This window comes from Aliiroseovarius sp. B-4 (genome assembly GCF_056857795.1).
The window spans coordinates 16,049-33,896 of sequence record NZ_JBSXNV010000035.1; the positions used below are offsets into that span (position 1 = coordinate 16,049).

Here is a 17,848-nt window from a genome sequence, read left to right on the forward strand (position 1 = left end):
TTGGTGTTGATCAAGCAAAGCCGAGAATCGGCGCTCTGGCAAGAAATTCCTTGCTTGTGGGTGCGACATCGCCTTTGAGGCACGTCCAGTCCCGAAGGGTTGCCCAAGTGAATGGGTTACAGTTTGCAAAGGTATACAACAAATAGGCGAGGCGCCGTGATTACTCAGTTGCACCACGTTCAACTGGCCATGCCGAAAGGGCAGGAAGACCGCGCAGTCCGATTTTATGCTGATCTTCTGGGCCTAAAGGTTGAGCCAAAGCCTGACATCCTAGCCAAACGCGGCGGGGTTTGGTTTCGCCACGGCGATGTGCGTGTCCATCTTGGTGTTGAAGAGCTGTTCACACCCGCAAAGAAGGCTCATCCCGCTTTTCTGTGTGATGATCTGAACGCATTGGCACGAACGCTTGAAGCAGCGGAGTTTCCTGTGCGCTGGGATGAAAAGCTCAGCGGTTTCAGGCGATTTTATACCGCCGACCCATTCGGAAATCGCATCGAGTTCCTGCGCTCCGAGGATTGATCGTTTCTGTGCTTCCCCCGTGCCGGGTGCTCGTCTAGTTTGACGGCATGACGAAGCATCCCCGATTCATTCACCTGCGTGTGCACACCGAATACTCCCTGTTGGAAGGGGCCATTCCGGTCAAGACGCTGCCGGGCCTGTGTGCTGCTGCGGGGATGCCTGCGGTCGCCGTCACAGATACCAACAACATGTTCTCTGCGCTTGAGTTTTCGGTGACGGCCGCTGGCGATGGTGTTCAACCGATCATGGGGTGCCAGGTCGATGTGGCGTTCGACACGCCCGCCCCCGGCGAAAAACCCCGCCCTGCCGCGCCGCTCGTTTTGTTGGCACAGAATGAGCGTGGGTATGAAAACCTGATGAAGCTCAATTCCTGCCTCTATATCGACAAGGGCGCAGAACTGCCGCAGGTTCAGCTTGATGAACTGGAACGATATTCCGAGGGGTTGATCTGTTTGACGGGCGGATCGGAAGGCCCGGTCGGGCAGTTGTTGCAGGCCGGGCAGCGATCGAAAGCCGCGGCACTGATGCAGCGGTTTCATGCATGTTACGGCGACCGCCTTTATGTCGAGTTGCAGCGCCATCCCGGCGAGGGTGGGCAGACGACACAGGCCGAGCGCGCGACCGAGCAGGGCTTTGTCGAAATGGCATATGCGATGGGCATTCCGCTTGTCGCGACGAATGACGCCTACTTCCCCAAGCAGAAACTTTACGAGGCGCATGACGCGCTGATCTGCATCAAGGAAGGCGCTTATGTTGACCAGCAGGAAGGCCGCCGTCGTCTGACGCCTCAGCACTACTTCAAAAGCCCGGAAGAGATGATCACGCTGTTTGCCGATCTGCCCGAGGCAATTGACAACACCGTGGAAATAGCCCGCCGCTGTGCCTTCATGGCCTATCGCCGCGACCCGATCCTGCCCAAGTTTGCCGATGACGAGGTCGAGGAACTGCGCCGTCAGGCCAATGAAGGGTTGCAGGCTCGACTGGCCGTGATCCCCCACGCTGTCAGCATCGAGGATTACCAGAAACGTCTGGATTTCGAGTTGGACATCATCGAGGGCATGGGTTTCCCCGGCTATTTCCTGATTGTCGCCGATTTCATCAAATGGGCCAAGGATCACGAGATCCCCGTCGGTCCGGGCCGCGGTTCGGGGGCTGGCAGTCTGGTTGCCTATGCACTGACCATCACCGACCTTGACCCCCTGCGCTATTCACTGTTGTTCGAACGGTTCCTGAACCCCGAGCGTGTGTCGATGCCCGACTTCGACATCGATTTCTGCATGGACCGCAGGGAAGAGGTGATCCGGTATGTGCAAGAGAAATACGGCCGCGACAAGGTGGGGCAAATCATCACCTTCGGCGCGCTTCTGTCCAAGGCCGCCGTGCGCGATGTGGGGCGGGTGTTGCAGATGCCTTACGGGCAGGTGGATCGCCTGTCCAAACTGATCCCTGTCGAAGGGGTGAAGCCTGTCTCGATCGAAAAGGCACTGGCGGAAGAGCCGCGCCTGCGCGAAGAAGCCCGCGCCGAAGAGGTTGTTGACCGGTTGCTGACCTATGGCCAGCAGGTGGAAGGGCTGTTGCGAAATGCTTCGACACACGCCGCAGGTGTGGTGATTGGGGACAGGCCGCTGGACGCGCTGGTGCCACTGTATCAAGATCCCAAATCCGACATGCCCGCGACCCAGTTCAACATGAAATGGGTTGAACAGGCGGGGCTGGTCAAGTTCGACTTTCTGGGGCTGAAAACACTGACCGTCATCCAGAATGCCGTGGACCTGATCCGCGGGCAGGGGCGTGACATCCATATCAGCGCGAATGGTGACACGCTTTATGACCCGCCTGAAGGGACCGAGAACGAAATCAACACCATCCCGCTGGACGATGAAGCGACCTACAAACTTTACGCTGCCGCCAAGACGGTCGCGGTGTTCCAGGTGGAATCCAGCGGCATGATGGACGCGCTTCGCCGCATGAAGCCGACCTGTATCGAAGATATCGTGGCGCTGGTTGCGCTGTATCGCCCCGGCCCGATGGAGAACATTCCCACCTATTGCGAGGTCAAAAACGGGCTGCGCGAAATCGAAAGCGTCCACCCCCTGATCGACCATATCCTTGAGGAAACGCAGGGCATTATCGTTTATCAGGAACAGGTGATGCAGATCGCGCAGGTCATGGCGGGATATTCCCTTGGCGGCGCTGACCTTCTGCGCCGCGCCATGGGTAAAAAGATCAAAGAGGCGATGGACGCCGAACGCCCGAAATTCGAAAAAGGGGCGGCGGAAAACGGTGTGGATGCCAAGAAGGCGTCCGAGGTGTTCGACCTTCTGGAAAAATTCGCCAATTACGGCTTCAATAAATCCCACGCTGCTGCCTATGCCGTGGTCAGCTATCAAACCGCATGGCTGAAAGCGAACCACCCGGTCGAGTTCATGGCTGGTGTGATGAACTGCGATATCCACCTGACCGACAAGCTGTCCGTCTATGCCCACGAAGTCCGCCGGGGGATGGAGATCGAGATCGTGCCGCCCTGCGTCAATCGCTCGCTTGAGACATTCAGTGTCGACCGTGCGCGCGTGATCTATGGGCTGGGGGCGTTGAAGAACGTGGGTATCGAGGCGATGAAGCTGGTCGTCGAAGGCCGCAAGGTGGACGGGGTCGACAAGCCCTTCGCCACACTTTTTGATTTCGCCCGCCGCGTTGACCTGAAAAGGGTCGGCAAACGGCCGATGGAAATGCTGGCTCGTGCCGGTGCCTTCGATCAGTTGGACCCGAACCGTCGCCGCGTGTTCGACAGCCTTGATGCGCTGGTCAGCTATTCGGCGGCGATCCACGAACAGCGCGCGTCAAACCAGGTGTCCCTGTTTGGGGAGGCGGGCGACGACCTGCCCGAACCGCGTCTGTCTCCGGTTGGGGATTGGCTGCCGAATGAGCGTCTTGCCGAAGAACACAAGGCAATCGGGTTCTATCTGTCCGGCCATCCGCTGGATGACTATCTGCCCGCGTTGAAACGCAAGGGCATCATGACGCTGAAAGAGCTACGTGACAAGGCCGAACGGTCTGGCGCCGCCGTTGGCAAGGTGGCCGTCAATGTCAGCGGTTTGCAGGCCCGCAAATCCGCCCGCGGCAACCAGTTCTTCCGCCTGAACATCGACGACCCTACCGAACAGGTGTCGGGTATTCTGCTGTTTGCCGATGATTTTGAAGCCTGCCGGAAGGTCTTTGATGAAACGATGCAGGTGGTGATGCAGCTTGAAGGCCGGTTCGAGGAAGGTCAGTTCGATCCGCGCGGTCGGTCTGTCGCGCCGTTGGACGCGGTGATTGCTGATGCTGGCGGAATGGCGCTGAAGCTCTATCTTGACCAGCCGGACACGCTGACACAGGTTGCCAACCTTTTGAAAGCTGCGGCTGAGAAGACGCGGAATGTTCGACCCGGAGAGGTTTCGGTCTGTCTGATGGACCCGTCCCTGCCGGGCGAGGTCGAGATGACACTGGGCCAATCCTTCCCGCTGAATCCGCAGATCAAGGGCGCGCTGAAATCACTAACCGGCGTGATTGACGTGGAAGAGGTTTAGGATCCTTGCCGCGATGCGCGTTTGTCCCCGCGCGATTAGGTGACGGCTGTCACGCGGGTCCAGGATTGTGTGTTTGCCATAGCCCCTGATCTGACCTGTGCAGATTGGAGGCGGTCGGTTTGCCGGGTGGCCATTCGGTGAATTGGTGGCGGGCCGGCGCGCGGGCGCCAGGATGACCTGAAGTCTTTGGCTTTGCGGTCGAAAGATATCTCGCCACCCGCCACGCCATATGTCCGGCCATCCGAACGCATCATTGCCTTTGACGACGCCAATTGTTGCCGGAGGATCGGCAGATGGTGATCGACGACGCCCCGTCGGCAATCTGGAAACGGCATTCGCCATCTGTGAAGCCTCCGGGGGCGATGAACGGCATGTCATGGCTTGCTGTGCCAGCGTCAGATTGCCGGTGGATCATGCGCACGGCTCCGGAACACGCAGTTTCGCGCCTCGCACCTATTGCGGTGGCGAACAAAGCGGTGCGGAGCATCTGGGCAATACTCACCAAGGAAACATACTACCGCCAAGCCGCAGCGCAGAAGGAGCCGAACAACCCCGAATTGCAAGACGAATGCCATGATGGCACGTGCGGTCATCCTGGACCCTGGGGGCCCGAGCTTTGCCCTGAACTTTCAGCTTCGCGTTGCCGATTGGGACCAAGGTCACGGAACCCATCAAGGCCAGCGGCAATACCAAAAGGTCGCGATCAGTGGCCGGACACAGGACTGCAATGACCAGCCGCGCAATCAACGCATTTTTCTTTTGCAATGCAGACGCCATCCACACAGGAGAAAGCGGGCTTTCGCGCGAGTGGTTCGAATTGGTGCTTTCCGATTTGAGATGCCGTTCGTCGAAGATTCTGACCGGGGCTTTGACGGCCCGGCTTGTCCGATCATTTCCGAATTGTTTGCCAAGCGGTTGTTTCCTGGTCGCGTTCATTCAAACGATCCATTGGTTCGCGCTCTTTCGGCAGAGAATCGTGTTAATGTGCTAATCTTTCAAAATGCCCAAGTCAGACGCCTGTCAGGATGCTCGAAACGCGTATGCCGCACGCCAGTGGCGCGCGTCGTATGGCTTGTTTTCGGCTGCCCACCACGAGGTTCCGTTGGTATCCGACGACTTGCGGCGCTTTGCCGCCGCGGCCTATCTTATCGGTGAGGAACGCGAGGCGCTGGAGCTTTGGACGCGGCTGCATCAGGAATGCGCGATTCACGGCAAGACTGACGCTGCTGCGCGATGGGCGTTCTGGATCGGGTTGTTTCACTTGCTTGCTGGCCGGGCCAGCCAGGCTGGCGGCTGGTGCGCGCGTGCCCGGAGACTGCTTCCGTCTGGAGGGTCCGAAGGCCCGGCGGCAGGTTACGGCAAGATCATCGACGGCCTGATGGGCTTGGATGGCGCGCCGCCGATCCAGCGCTTCGACGCGGCCATAGATATTGCTGCAAGGTTCGATGACCAGGACCTGCTTGCCATCGGTTTGCTGTCTCGCGGGCAGGCTCTGATCCGCAGCGATTCAGTGACCGAGGGGGTTGATTTGCTTGATGAGGCGATGGTCACGGTTACGGCGGGGCGCGTGGCCCCGGTTCTTGCCGGGGTGGTTTACTGCGCCGTGATCCTGACTTGCCAGAGCGTCTTCGATCTTGAGCGCGCAGTCCAATGGACCCGCGAACTCGACGCTTGGTGCGCGACGCAGCCCGACCTTGTGCCGTATCGCGGCCAATGCCTCGTGCACCGGTCCGAGTTGCTGATGATGGAAGGGGATTGGGCCGCCGCCGAGCGCGAGGCCGACAAGGCGCTGGATCACCTTGGTGCCTCTTCCGAAATGGTCGTGGGCCGAGCCTTATATCAACGCGGCGAGATCTTTCGGCTTCGCGGCGCATTCGGTCCAGCGGCAGAGATGTACCGCGAGGCCGATCTGCGCGGCTTCCCGCCGCAGCCCGGCGCGGCGCTCCTGTTGCTTGTCCAAGGCAGAAATTGCGAGGCAGCTGAAGCCTTGCAGACTGCGCTGGAGGCATCAGGGGGCACCGAACGCCGCCTGCTCCTGCTCGGACCCTTGGTCGAAACGCTGGTGTCTGCGGGCAAACTGGCGCCTGCACGACCCCATGCCGAGGACCTGACCGAACAGGCCGCTCACCTCGGCGCGCCGCTTCTCGAGGCCACGGCACTCGATGCCACGGGTCGCCTGCTTCTGGCCGAGCGCAAGCCGCAGGCTGCGCGCAGCATCCTGCTCGAGGCCCTGATGATCTGGCAGCGGCTTGCATGCCCCTATCGTGCAGCCCTGACTCGCAGGATGCTGGGCGAGGCTCACTTAGCCCTTGCCGAAACCGCCGCGGCGCGGGCTGACATCGCGGCGGCGCACGAGGTCTTCGTTCGCCTGGGGGCCGAACCCGACGCCGCACTGGCAGCGGCGCTGCTGGCGAACGGCCGGGACACCGGCGGGCTGACGGCGCGGGAAGTGGAGGTTCTGGCGCGGGTGGCGGCGGGTGAGACAAACCGTCAAATCGCGACGGCGCTCGCGATCAGCGAACATACGGTTGCCCGACATCTCAGCAACATTTTCGACAAAACCGGCACCGGCAACCGGACAGAGGCGAGCATCTACGCGCAGAAAGGGGGCCTCGTCTGACGCCCGGCATGGTCAGATCTGACCATGTCGAACAACTCCGCGCGTGGTTCATTCAGGCGATGCGCACAGGCCGCCTCGTATCTACCCTTTTCCTTGTCCGCAATCGACGGGGAGTAAAACCATGATCTTGAACCAGACCCCGAATGACACTGTCGTCCCCGGCCCCCCGGCCTACGAACGCTATTTCGTGTCCGCCATCGGCCAACCGATCGCGGAAGATCTGATTGCCGCGGCACAGCTTCAGCCCGGCGAGCAGGTGCTTGATGTCGCCTGCGGGACGGGCATCGTCGCGCGCCTTGCTGCCCGCCACGTCGCGCCCACCGGCACAGTGACCGGTGCCGACATCAACCCGGGGATGATCGCCGAGGCGAAAAGGGCGTGCGAGGATTTTCCGAACATCGACTGGCACGAAGCGGATGCAGCCGCCCTGCCGATGCCGGACGACAGTTTCGACGTCGTCCTATGTCAGATGGGGCTTCAATTCTTTCCGGCCAAGTTGCCAACACTGAAGGAGATGCGCAGAGTCCTGCGACCGGGTGGGCGGGTTCTTGTCAACACGCCAGGGCCAATGCCCGCGTTGTTTTCCGTGATCCGCGACGCCGTGTCCAGGTATGTGGGCCCTAAGTCGGCGGGTTTCCTGGACACCGTCTTCTCGGTTCACGATCCCGACGAATACACGGAACTTTTGCGCAGCGCCGGATTTCGCCATATGAACGTGCGCCGGGCCGAGAAGGCCCTCGAACTGCCGCCGCCCGGCGACTTCCTGTGGCAATACCTGCAAAGTACGCCGATTGGCGCTGACGTTTTCAACAAGACCGACGCCGACGAACGCGCCACATTGGAAGCGCATGTTCGGAAAGGTTGCCGCCAATTCGAAACGGGCAGTGGTATGAAGCTGCAAGTCGGTCTGACGACCGCTGCGGCTCGAAAATAGTGGTGCGGGCAGCCAAACCCGGGGTGACAAGTATCGGCACGCCGGAGCAAGCCAACCGATCAGCCAAGAGCCGGTCTGAGTTTTTGTGCCAGTCGTGGCTTGTTGTAGAATCTCACAGTCAGGGCTCTCTGAGACCACTGACCCAGTATCGATCCATGACCGATCTAAAGAGGTGAACGGCATGATGCCGTTTGTCCTGTGTTCAAAAGTCGATCTTTTCCGCGGCGCTCAGGGTGTCTTCAAGTTCGACACCGAGACACCGCACCGTGCTGTCTCTCTTGGTGTGTCCAGGAAGAAGTTGGGTCGCGCGAAGATCGTCTGTTCTACGGTCTTTCAACACAGCCTTTGTGCGCTGAATCGGATGCGTGCCATATGCGCCCTAGCTTGCATACGTCTGCCTTGCGATCTGGCTACGCGTCGCGGATTCGTTCATCGTTGCTGACATAGGTGGTGCAAGGTTTGGTCCGTTCCGCAAGAAGAGATCGCTGTTTTTGTTGCTGGTGCTGCCGGTGCGCTCCTGACAAAGCGTTATGGGCTGCGGTGTCCAATGAGCCTTTCGTCGGTGTCGGATGTTGATCGAAGCGACATGTTAGATATTTGTTGCCAGAAGAAACCCGTAGGCTTGGGTCGGTGATCAGGACACGATTGTATTCAAAACGAAAAAGATGATCGCTGACATGATCGCCGCTGCGGGCACGGTGATGACCCAGGCCGCCACGATGGTCATGAAATGCGAACGGCGCACCAGTTTGCGGCGGCGGCGTTCCTCGGGGGCGATGCGTTTGATTTCGGGCCGGGCGGCGGAAGAACGACGCAGGCGGCGTTCCATGTGAAACTCGCGATAGAAGCCGACGCCGAAGACACCGCCGACCGCGATGTGGGTCGAACTGACCGGCAGGCCCAGCCAGCTAGCGATAATAACAGTGATCGCGGCGGACAAGGCGACGCAATAGGCGCGCATCGGGTTCAGCTTGGTGATTTGGCTGCCGACCATGCGGATCAGTTTCGGGCCGAACAGCATCAGGCCGAAGCTGATGCCGAAGGCCCCGATGACCATGACCCAGGTTGGGATCGAGACTTTATCCGCGAAGTCGCCCACGCTTTCCACGTGCACGATGGCGGCCAGCGGGCCAACCGCATTGGCCACGTCATTTGCACCATGGGCAAAGGACAGAAGGGCGGCCGAGAAAATCAGCGGCAGGGCGAACAGCGTTTTCAGGGATTTGGTGCGGTTCTCAAGCCCTTCGGCCTGGCGGGCGATCAGCGGCGCAGTGATGACATAAGCGACGGCTCCAACGCCCGCCCCGATCAGCAGGGCAGTGCCCAAGTCGATTTTAACAACCTTTTTCAATCCTTTGATCGACAGGTATGCACCGAAGGCTGCCGCCATAATGCCGATCAGCACCGGAACCCAGCGTTTCGCGGCGGCGATCTTGTCGTCTTGATAGATGATCTTGTGCTTGATCAGCGCCAGAAACAGCGCGGCAATCGCGCCGCCCATAACCGGTGAAATGACCCAGGATGCGGCGATCTTGCCCATGGTAGACCAGTTGACCGCGGCGAACCCGGCAGCGGCGATGCCTGCGCCCATTACGCCTCCCACAACAGAATGTGTGGTCGAAACCGGCGCCCCGACCCAAGTGGCAAGGTTTACCCACAAGGCTGATGAGATCAGCGCCGCCATCATCGCCCAGACGAAAACGCGGGATTGGTCAAAACCCGACGGGTCAATGATGCCCTTCGAGATGGTCGAGACCACGTCGCCACCCGCCAGCAGTGCGCCAGCGCTTTCAAAAATGATCGCGATGACAATTGCGCCGCCCATGGTCAGGGCATTGGCGCCGACGGCTGGCCCCATATTGTTGGCCACGTCATTTGCCCCGATGTTTAGCGCCATATACGCGCCAAAGGCGGCGGCGATAACGACCACGAGCGAGGTCGGCGATTGACCAAAGAATACGGCGGCGCCAAGGGCCGCAATGACGATGAACGCAAGTGCGACGCCCATACCGACCAAGGGCCGCGAGACATATTGCGTGGCGTATTCGACCTGGCTGATCCGGTTCAGGTCTTTATCCAGTGTTTTCCACTGGCTGCCGCGTTTTTCTGCGCCCATCCTTAGCCCCCTGGCTCGCGTGCTGTCATGTGGCTGACGCTCAGCCGTTACATTTCAGCGCATGCGCTAGACTGTCAGGGCAGCGATTGCAACAGATTCGAGCCATCTCGGCCAGAGGTGCAGGGGAGTGTGGCTTAGAACTCTTGCAGAATCTTTTGAAGGTCTTTTTCCTGGACCATGTCCGCCGCTTGATCCGCTGAGACCCACCTGCGCGTGCGCTCATCGGCTTCGGGGAAATCGTCGGACAATTTCTCGACCTTCAGCGGGAAAACGGTGGTCGTGCAACGAGCAATACCACCGAAATCCATTTCCTTTTCAGACTCGTAAGCGCCAATCGGGGCATGGTTCAACTGACCTTTTGCAACACCGGCTTCTTCCCAAGCTTCCTGTCGGGCCGCTTCGGCTGCGTTCTTCCCATCCATGGGCCAGCCCTTGGGCAAAATCCAACGCCCGGTGCCGCGTGATGTGACCAGCAGCACTTCTTTGTCGTCACCCGCCCCGCGATAACAGAGGGCGGCGACTTGCACCCGGTTGGGGCGTTGAAACATGGGGGCGACGACCTCTTTCCAGGCCTGCTTTAGCAATGAAGACATTTTGCACCTGCGCTCTAAGAGCTTTGATTATTTTTTATTGTAGATGTTAAGATATGGTAATTATGGGGTAAATTGCAAGTAAATGCGCTCAATCAGGGTGTTTTGCGCCCTTTATTGCCGCAATCAGCCCTTTCTTGGCTTGGCCCGCAGAGTCGGATCGGCCTGCGTCGGATTTTCGGGCCACGGGTGTTTGGGATAGCGCCCGCGCATGTCTTTTCGCACGTCCTGATAGCTCGAGGCCCAAAAACTGGGGATGTCTGTCGTGGTTTGAACCGGGCGTCCGGCTGGCGACAGAAGCGTGATGCGCAATGGCGTCGTGCCAATCATCGGATGGCGGGTCGTACCGAACATTTCTTGCAGACGCACGCTGATTTCAGGAGCTTCGCCGGCATAGTCTATCGGGGACTTGCGCCCCATTGGTGTCGTGAAATGGGCGGGGGCGTTGCTGTCAAGCAACGACATCTGTGCCCAATTCAGACGCGCGCGCAGGGCATCCAGCAGATCGAAGCGTTTCCAGTCTGCGGCGGTCTTGACGCCGGTCAGGTGTGGCAGCAGCCAATCCTCCATTCCTGCCATTAACGCGGCATCGGTCATGTCGGGCAAATCTGCACCGCCCGACCGCAGCAGTTCCACGCGCGCGATGAACCGGCGCGCCGCGTCCGAAGGGCGCAATCCCAACTCGCGCACCCCGTCCAACATGGCGCGCGCGACCGCCTCGTCCGGGGCGTCTTTCCACATACGGTCATCCAACACGACTGCGCCCAATTTTTCCTGCCGGCGCGCGACAACCCGCCCGTCACGTTTGGACCAAGCGCAATGCTCGATCCAAGTGATGTCGTTGTCAAACAGTTCGCGCAGCTCGCCTTCGCTGATCTGGATGGCTTGTCGTATCCGGGCCTCTCGGGGGTTGCCATCGGTATCAGTGACGACAATCAGACGGGTTCCGGCCAGCGGGTCGGTTTCGTCCATCACCGCGCCTTTGCCACCGGACAAGACAAATCGCGGCGCATCGCCGGGTCGGCGCAGTCCGATGCGATCAGGATAGGCAAGCGCGGCCATCTGGGGGTCGCTCAGGTGGCACTGAACTGGTTTGACCAACCCGCGCAGGCGCCGCGCCTCGGACCGGATACGCTCTATCACGCCGCGATTGGCCAAGATGGCACGCCGCGCGGCAAAGCCTTTCGGATCACGGATCGCTTCAAGCCGTAGTGACAGATCGGTGGGTGCCGATCGGTGCAGAGGGTCGCGTTCCCCCCATAGCGCGGCATGCTCGGTGGCGTTTGGACCGGCTTTGGCCAGCATGTGGCCAAGCCGTGGGTGCATGGGCAGTCGGGCCAGTGTTCGACCATGCGGCGTGATACGCCCCTCGGCATCCAGCGCGCCAAGCGCATGCAGAAGCGATTGCGCCTCGGTCAACACACCCGCGTTCGGGGGCGTCAAAAAGGCCAGCCCGGTCCCATCGGGCGACCCCCAGGCCGCAAGTTCCAACGCCAACGGTGCAAGGTCGGCGGTTTCGATCTCGGCGGGCGGAAAGGGGGGAAGGGCGCCTTCTTCCCCTTTTGTCCACAACCGATAACAGACGCCCGGTGCCACGCGTCCCGCCCGCCCCCGGCGCTGTTCGGCTTCGGCCTTTGATACTCGCTCGGTGATCAGCCGTGACATGCCCGAGCCGGGGTCGAACCGGGCGCGGCGCGACTGGCCCGCGTCAACCACCACGCGGATGTCCTGAATGGTCAGAGATGTTTCTGCAATGGACGTGGCCAGCACGATCTTGCGCCCGGACGTGGCCGGGGTGATCGCTGCGCGTTGTGCCGTGAAATCCATCGCGCCAAACAGCGTGTGAAGGTGGCAATCCTTTGGCAGGTCCGGGCGCAGGGCGGCCTCGGTCCGGCGAATTTCGCCTTCGCCCGGCAAAAACACCAGAACACCACCCTCGGTTTTGGCCAGCGCCTGCCGCACAAACGCTGCGGTGGCGTCGGGCAGTCGCGTGCTTTTGGGCAGAGGTCTGGGCAAATGGCGTGTTTCCACCGGAAAGGCCCGTCCGTCCGACCGCACGATGGGCGCGTTGTCCAGCAGATGCGCCACCGGCTCGGTATCCAATGTGGCCGACATCACGATGAGCTTCAGATCGTCGCGCAGCGCCTGCATCGCTTCCCATGTCAGCGCCAGTCCGAGATCGGCGTTCAGGGATCGTTCGTGAAATTCGTCAAAGATAACCGCGCCGATCCCGGTCAGTGACGGGTCGGATTGCAGCATCCGGGTCAGAATGCCTTCGGTGACAACTTCGATCCGGGTTGCCGCGCTTATCTTGACATCGCCGCGAATGCGATAGCCGACGGTCCGACCGACCTGCTCACCCAGCGTTTGCGACATGCGTTCGGCGGCGGCGCGGGCAGCCAGACGGCGCGGCTCCAGCATCACCAGCTTGCCTTCGAACACCCCCGCCTCCAGTAGCGCCAACGGCACCACGGTGGTTTTCCCGGCCCCCGGCGGAGCCATCAACACGGCGCGACCTTCGCGGCGAACGGCCTCAAGAAGGTCGGGTATGGCGTCGTGAATGGGCAGCGTGTCACTCATGCCCTCTTATCGACCGTCATGCACATATCGTCCAGATACAAGCTCCGGCCCTCTGGACAGACTGCCCCGTGCGCGGCATGACTGTCCGAAAGTTGGAGGCAGCATGGACATTCACGATCTGGCAACACGGGTGCAGGCGGGCGAGAGGCGGGCCTTGGCGCGGGCCATCACCTTGGTTGAAAGCGGCCGCGCAGACCATCGTGCGCAGGCTGGCGCGTTGCTGGATGCGCTGGCCCCTTTGGGGCGACAGGCTCTGCGTATCGGTCTGTCAGGAACGCCGGGGGTGGGTAAATCCACCTTCATCGAAGCCTTTGGGATGTTCCTGATCGAACAAGGGCTAAAGGTTGCTGTTCTGGCTGTCGATCCAAGCTCGGCCCGGTCGGGCGGGTCCATCCTTGGCGACAAAACCCGAATGGAACGACTGAGCCGCGAGAAGAACGCTTTTATCCGCCCCTCGCCCTCGCAATCGCAACTGGGTGGTGTGGCGCGCCGGACGCGCGAAGCGGTGGCCCTGTGCGAAGCGGCCGGCTTTGACGTTGTGCTGATCGAAACCGTGGGCGTGGGGCAGTCGGAAACGATGGTGGCGGAAATGTCCGACCTGTTCCTCTTGTTGCTCGCGCCGGCGGGCGGGGACGAGTTGCAGGGCGTGAAACGCGGTATCATGGAGATCGCCGATCTTATTCTGGTCAACAAGGCCGATGGCGATTTGAAGCCGATGGCCATGCGCACCTGTGCAGACTATGCGGGCGCTTTGCGCCTGTTGCGCAAACGGGCCTATGACCCCCAGGGGTTTCCGAAGGCGATGACGGTATCCGCAGTCACGCAGGACGGGCTGACAGACGCGTGGGAGACGATACAGACGCTGATCGCGTGGCGTCGCGAACATGGCCACTGGACCAGGCGGCGTGCACATCAGGCGCGACATTGGTTTGAAGAGGATGTGCGCCACGGGCTTCTGTCTGTGCTTGATCAAAAGGACACGCGCGCGCGGATCGACACGCTGGGCGATCAGGTGGCCAATGGCCAGATCTCGGCCAGCCGTGCGGCGGAAGACATCCTTACCCACCTGCGCCCGGTGCGCAAAATCTGACCTACTGTCCGGCTTCTTCTGGCTCAAATATCCCGGGGTGAGCGGCTCTGCCGCGAGGGGCAGCGCCCCTTGAAACATCACCCCATCGGCAGCACCGACCAAACTGGGGACGCTGCTGCCACCAACGATGCCGGGGTTGATCAGCGCTAACAACTGGGTTAGCGTCCCCTTCAGAACATGAAGGAGAGATGCCGGATGCGAAATTTCAGGACCCTATATCAAGCGTAAGTCGCGGTCCTGATGGGCTGTCGTCAGCCCCGTCCATCACATCTCTATCCCCCAAGCGCACGGAGCGCCTTCATGTTTCGTTTCTTTGAAAACCTCGTAGATCCCTTTGCCCCGCATGACTTGGGCACGCCGCCCAAATCCCTTTGGCCGTTCTTCAAATCGCAATTTGGACCGTTCCGCAAGTGGATGATCTGGATGGCGCTGACCGGGGTTCTGGTCGCGTTGATTGAAACCGGGTTGATCTTCTACACCGGACGCATCGTGGACCTGATCAACCTGTCCACGCCGGAAAGTTTCTGGTCCACCAACGGTTTTGAACTTCTGCTGGCGGCAGTGTTCATCATCTTCCTCAGACCGCTGGCGATCACTCTGAACCGGTTTTTTCTGGAGCAGACGCTGGCAGGCAACATGCAGGAACAGGTGCGCTGGCGCGCGCACCGGCATCTTCTGGGGCAGTCGCTTGGCTTTTTTCAGAATGATTTTGCCGGGCGTTTGTCCAACCGCGTGATGCAGCTTGGCCCGGCGGTCGAGGACAGTACCTATATGTTTTTCGAAGGCATCTTCTATGCCACCACCTATGTGTTGAGCGCGATGGTGATCTTGGGGCAGGTCGACATGCGTTTGGCGCTGCCCCTGGGGATCTGGCTGGTGTTTTACGTGCTCTATGTGCGCTATATTGCCAAACGCGTATCGGTGGCGTCCGAGAAATGGTCCGATGCACGGTCGCTGGTCACGGGCCGGATCGTGGATGCCTATGCCAATATCGAAAGCGTGAAACTGTTCTCACAGGGCGCAGGCGAAGAGCGCTATGCGCTGTCCTCGCTGAAACGCTTGCGGCTGCGGTTTCAACGCTTCCTGCGCCTGATGACCGAACTGAGCTTTGGGTTGAACCTGCTGAACGGCTTGCTGATCGTGGGCGTATTGGGTGCGGCAGTCTGGCTTTGGACCCAAGGCGAAGTATCGGTGGGCGAGGTTGCCGCCGCCTCGGCGCTTGTTGTGCGGCTGAACGGGATGTCGGGTTGGATCATGTGGGTCACGATCCGGTTGTTTGAGCATATGGGCGTGATCCGCGAAGGCCTGCGGTCCATCGCCGTGGCGCATGAGTTGAAGGACGCCAAGGGTGCCAAGGACCTAGTGATCAAGGATGGCGAAATAACTTTCGGCGGGCTGACGCATCACTATGGCAAAGGCTCTGGAGGGCTGGACAACGTGTCATTGACCGTGCGCCCTGGCGAGAAAGTCGGACTGGTCGGACGCTCAGGTGCGGGCAAGTCCAGCCTTGTGAACCTGCTGATGCGGTTTCGTGATCCCGAGGGCGGACATATCCTGATTGACGGGCAGGATGTGTCCGGGGTGACGCAGGACAGTTTGCGCGCGCAGATCGGCATGGTGACGCAGGACAGCAGTCTTCTGCACCGTTCTGTGCGGGCCAACATCCTTTATGGTCGCCCTGACGCGACAGAGGACCAGATGATCGCCGCAGCCGAGCGCGCTGAGGCGCATGAGTTCATCCAGACGTTGGAAGACCCGCAAGGTCGCCTTGGCTATGACGCCCATGTCGGGGAACGCGGCGTGAAACTGTCGGGCGGGCAGCGTCAGCGGGTCGCCATTGCGCGGGTCATGCTGAAGGATGCCCCGATCCTTGTGTTGGATGAGGCGACATCGGCGCTGGACAGTGAAGTCGAGGCCGCGATCCAGAAAACGCTTTACGGCATGATGGAGGGCAAGACAGTGATTGCCATCGCGCACCGGCTGTCCACCATCGCCCAGATGGACCGGATTGTCGTGTTGGACGAGGGCCGTATCATCGAAAGCGGCAGCCATGATGAGCTTTTGGCCGCAGGCGGCACCTATGCGGGATTGTGGGACCGGCAGTCGGGCGGGTTTCTGGGTGAGGATTGAGGCAGGCGCCTTCGACGGCTCACGATGTGAGCCCTGGAGGGGCGTTGCCCCTCTGCGCTGCGCGCATTCACCCCAGGATATTTCAGGCCAGAAGAAACAGTTGAGTATGCGTTTGTTTGGGGTGGTGGAAATTCCTGTCGGAACCGGGGCACGACTCACTTGACGCGCCGGGGGAAGGGGTCTAATTACCGCGGACGGAATTCGGGGCGCTGCCAATGCGGCGCCCGTTTGTATTGACCGGCTGGACGTGAGCGGTGCGAGGGCGTGCCGAGTAACTCACCAATCTGGCCCGAGAGAGCAAGGAAAAGACCATGTCGCGCGTTTGCGAACTGACCGGAAAAGGCCCGATGACTGGCAACAATGTCAGCCACGCCAAAAACAGAACCCGCCGCCGGTTTCTGCCAAACCTGAACGATGTGACGTTGCAGTCGGAAGCACTTGGCCGCGGGTTCAAGTTGCGCATTTCGGCCGCTGCGCTGCGTTCGGTAGATCACCGTGGTGGTCTGGATGCGTATTTGACCAAAGCCAAGGACGTTGAACTGTCGGCCAACGCGCTGAAGATCAAGAAAGAAGTCACGAAGGCATTGGCGACCGCCTAAGCCCGCCCGCGCCCCGGACTGTCCGGTTTGAAACCGCCCAAGCCTTACCGCTTCGGGCGGTTTTCGTATGTCGGGACCTGTTACGTTTTGTCGCTTGTGCCGGTGTGAAAGACAGCTTAGCTCTGCCCATATGATCCGTGTTGTCTTTGCATATGGCTTGGCCTTGGCGCTGACGGTTGCCAGCTTTTCGCTGGCCTATGCACGCGGCGGCAGCCCAGATATGGACAAGGCAATCGAATTGGTGATTTGCACCGGCGTCGGTATGGTCACGATGACCATCGGTCCGGATGGTGAACCCGTCGAATCGATATATCTCTGCCCGGATGGGGCACAGATGTTTGCCGCAGCCTTTGCTTTTCCGGTCGTTCACATGCCCGAGGCGCGATTGATCAACCGGATCACGCCGATGAACAGTGCATCCTTTCTGGGGCGCCCATCGCTGACGCCATCTGCCCGAGGTCCCCCGGCGCTGATCTGAGTTCATATTTCAGATCAACACTATGTTGGACCAAAGGAAAGAAACCATGTTCCATATGAAAACCGTTTTTGCCGCCACAGCGGCTGCCCTGTTTGCTTTGCCTGCTTTCGCAGAAAATGAGATCATGATTGCAGATGCCTATGCGCGCGCTTCGGGTATGAACGCCATGGCAGGTGCCGCATTTTTTCAGATCATGAACCATGGCGATGAAGATGATCGCCTGATCGCTGTCAAATCGGATGTGGCCAAACGGGTCGAATTGCACACCCACAAGGAAACCGCCGAAGGCGTCATGCAGATGATGGAGGTTGAAGAGGGCTTTCCCGTCGCCGCAGGAGGTATACACGCGCTTGAACGCGGTGGAGACCACGTGATGTTCATGGGGTTGAACCAGCCGTTCGAGGATGGATCAACCATCAACGTCACGCTCGTGTTTGAGAAAGCCGGCGAAATGACCATCGAAATTCCAGTCGACCTGAAACGCAATCCAATGGGAGGCGGAATGATGAATGGCAAGATGAATGGTGGTCAGATGAAACAGGATGCCACACCGTCGAACTGATGCATCTGGGTAGGGGCTTCCCTTCGCGCACCATTAATATGGGCAAGGCCCGCAGGACCGC

13 protein-coding genes are annotated in these 17,848 nt (G+C 60.2%); 9 read left to right on the forward strand and 4 right to left on the reverse strand.

Features of this window, described 5'->3' with window-relative positions; genetic code table 11:
* Window positions 1–156 precede the first annotated feature (156 nt).
* Window positions 157–519 (forward strand): VOC family protein, encoded by a 363-nt coding sequence (locus AC13C8_RS07965; RefSeq protein ID WP_245744642.1) that lies wholly within the window; start codon window positions 157–159, stop codon window positions 517–519.
* Between the two features lie 47 nt (window positions 520–566).
* Window positions 567–4,088, forward strand: a complete 3,522-nt coding sequence (gene dnaE / locus AC13C8_RS07970) for a DNA polymerase III subunit alpha (protein WP_482846978.1) — start codon at window positions 567–569, stop codon at window positions 4,086–4,088.
* Between the two features lie 250 nt (window positions 4,089–4,338).
* On the opposite strand, the gene AC13C8_RS07975 is transcribed toward dnaE, so the two are convergent.
* The gene (locus tag AC13C8_RS07975) at window positions 4,339–4,503 is read right to left on the reverse strand and encodes a hypothetical protein (RefSeq protein WP_482846979.1); all 165 of its coding nucleotides are present in this window, start codon (window positions 4,501–4,503) and stop codon (window positions 4,339–4,341) included.
* 585 nt (window positions 4,504–5,088) lie between these two features.
* Here AC13C8_RS07975 and AC13C8_RS07980 point away from each other — a divergent pair.
* Both AC13C8_RS07980 and AC13C8_RS07985 read left to right on the forward strand, forming a co-directional pair.
* Window positions 5,089–6,708, forward strand: coding sequence for a helix-turn-helix transcriptional regulator (locus AC13C8_RS07980; RefSeq protein WP_482846980.1), 1,620 nt, complete (start codon window positions 5,089–5,091; stop codon window positions 6,706–6,708).
* Between the two features lie 121 nt (window positions 6,709–6,829).
* Window positions 6,830–7,642, forward strand: a complete 813-nt coding sequence (locus AC13C8_RS07985; RefSeq protein ID WP_482846981.1) for a class I SAM-dependent methyltransferase — start codon at window positions 6,830–6,832, stop codon at window positions 7,640–7,642.
* A gap of 634 nt (window positions 7,643–8,276) precedes the next feature.
* Here the strand turns inward: AC13C8_RS07985 and AC13C8_RS07990 are convergent.
* The 3 genes from AC13C8_RS07990 to hrpB all read right to left on the reverse strand — a co-directional run bounded on the left by AC13C8_RS07990 (window position 8,277) and on the right by hrpB (window position 12,928).
* Window positions 8,277–9,758, reverse strand: a complete 1,482-nt coding sequence (locus AC13C8_RS07990) for an inorganic phosphate transporter (protein WP_091428398.1) — start codon at window positions 9,756–9,758, stop codon at window positions 8,277–8,279.
* Window positions 9,759–9,892: 134 nt separating this feature from the next.
* Complete coding sequence (locus AC13C8_RS07995) at window positions 9,893–10,306, reverse strand: NUDIX hydrolase (protein ID WP_322787712.1); 414 nt, start codon at window positions 10,304–10,306, stop codon at window positions 9,893–9,895.
* A gap of 168 nt (window positions 10,307–10,474) precedes the next feature.
* A complete protein-coding gene (gene hrpB / locus AC13C8_RS08000; protein WP_482846982.1) occupies window positions 10,475–12,928 on the reverse strand; it encodes an ATP-dependent helicase HrpB in 2,454 nt (817 codons plus the stop codon).
* Between the two features lie 103 nt (window positions 12,929–13,031).
* Here hrpB and meaB point away from each other — a divergent pair, with 103 nt between their 5' ends.
* The 5 genes from meaB (at window position 13,032) to AC13C8_RS08025 (ending at window position 17,787) form a co-directional block, all read left to right on the forward strand.
* Window positions 13,032–14,018: a methylmalonyl Co-A mutase-associated GTPase MeaB gene (gene meaB, locus AC13C8_RS08005; protein ID WP_482846983.1), complete on the forward strand. Its 987-nt coding sequence runs from the start codon at window positions 13,032–13,034 to the stop codon at window positions 14,016–14,018.
* Between the two features lie 300 nt (window positions 14,019–14,318).
* Entirely contained in the window at window positions 14,319–16,148 is a 1,830-nt protein-coding gene (locus AC13C8_RS08010; protein ID WP_091428410.1) for an ABC transporter ATP-binding protein, read from the forward strand.
* A 311-nt stretch (window positions 16,149–16,459) separates the two neighbouring features.
* Complete coding sequence (gene rpmB / locus AC13C8_RS08015) at window positions 16,460–16,747, forward strand: 50S ribosomal protein L28 (RefSeq protein ID WP_091428412.1); 288 nt, start codon at window positions 16,460–16,462, stop codon at window positions 16,745–16,747.
* A 130-nt stretch (window positions 16,748–16,877) separates the two neighbouring features.
* A complete protein-coding gene (locus AC13C8_RS08020; protein WP_091428415.1) occupies window positions 16,878–17,225 on the forward strand; it encodes a hypothetical protein in 348 nt (115 codons plus the stop codon).
* Between the two features lie 46 nt (window positions 17,226–17,271).
* Window positions 17,272–17,787 carry a copper chaperone PCu(A)C gene (locus AC13C8_RS08025; protein WP_245744643.1) on the forward strand — a complete coding sequence of 172 codons (516 nt, stop codon included), beginning with the start codon at window positions 17,272–17,274 and terminating at the stop codon, window positions 17,785–17,787.
* Window positions 17,788–17,848 lie beyond the last annotated feature (61 nt).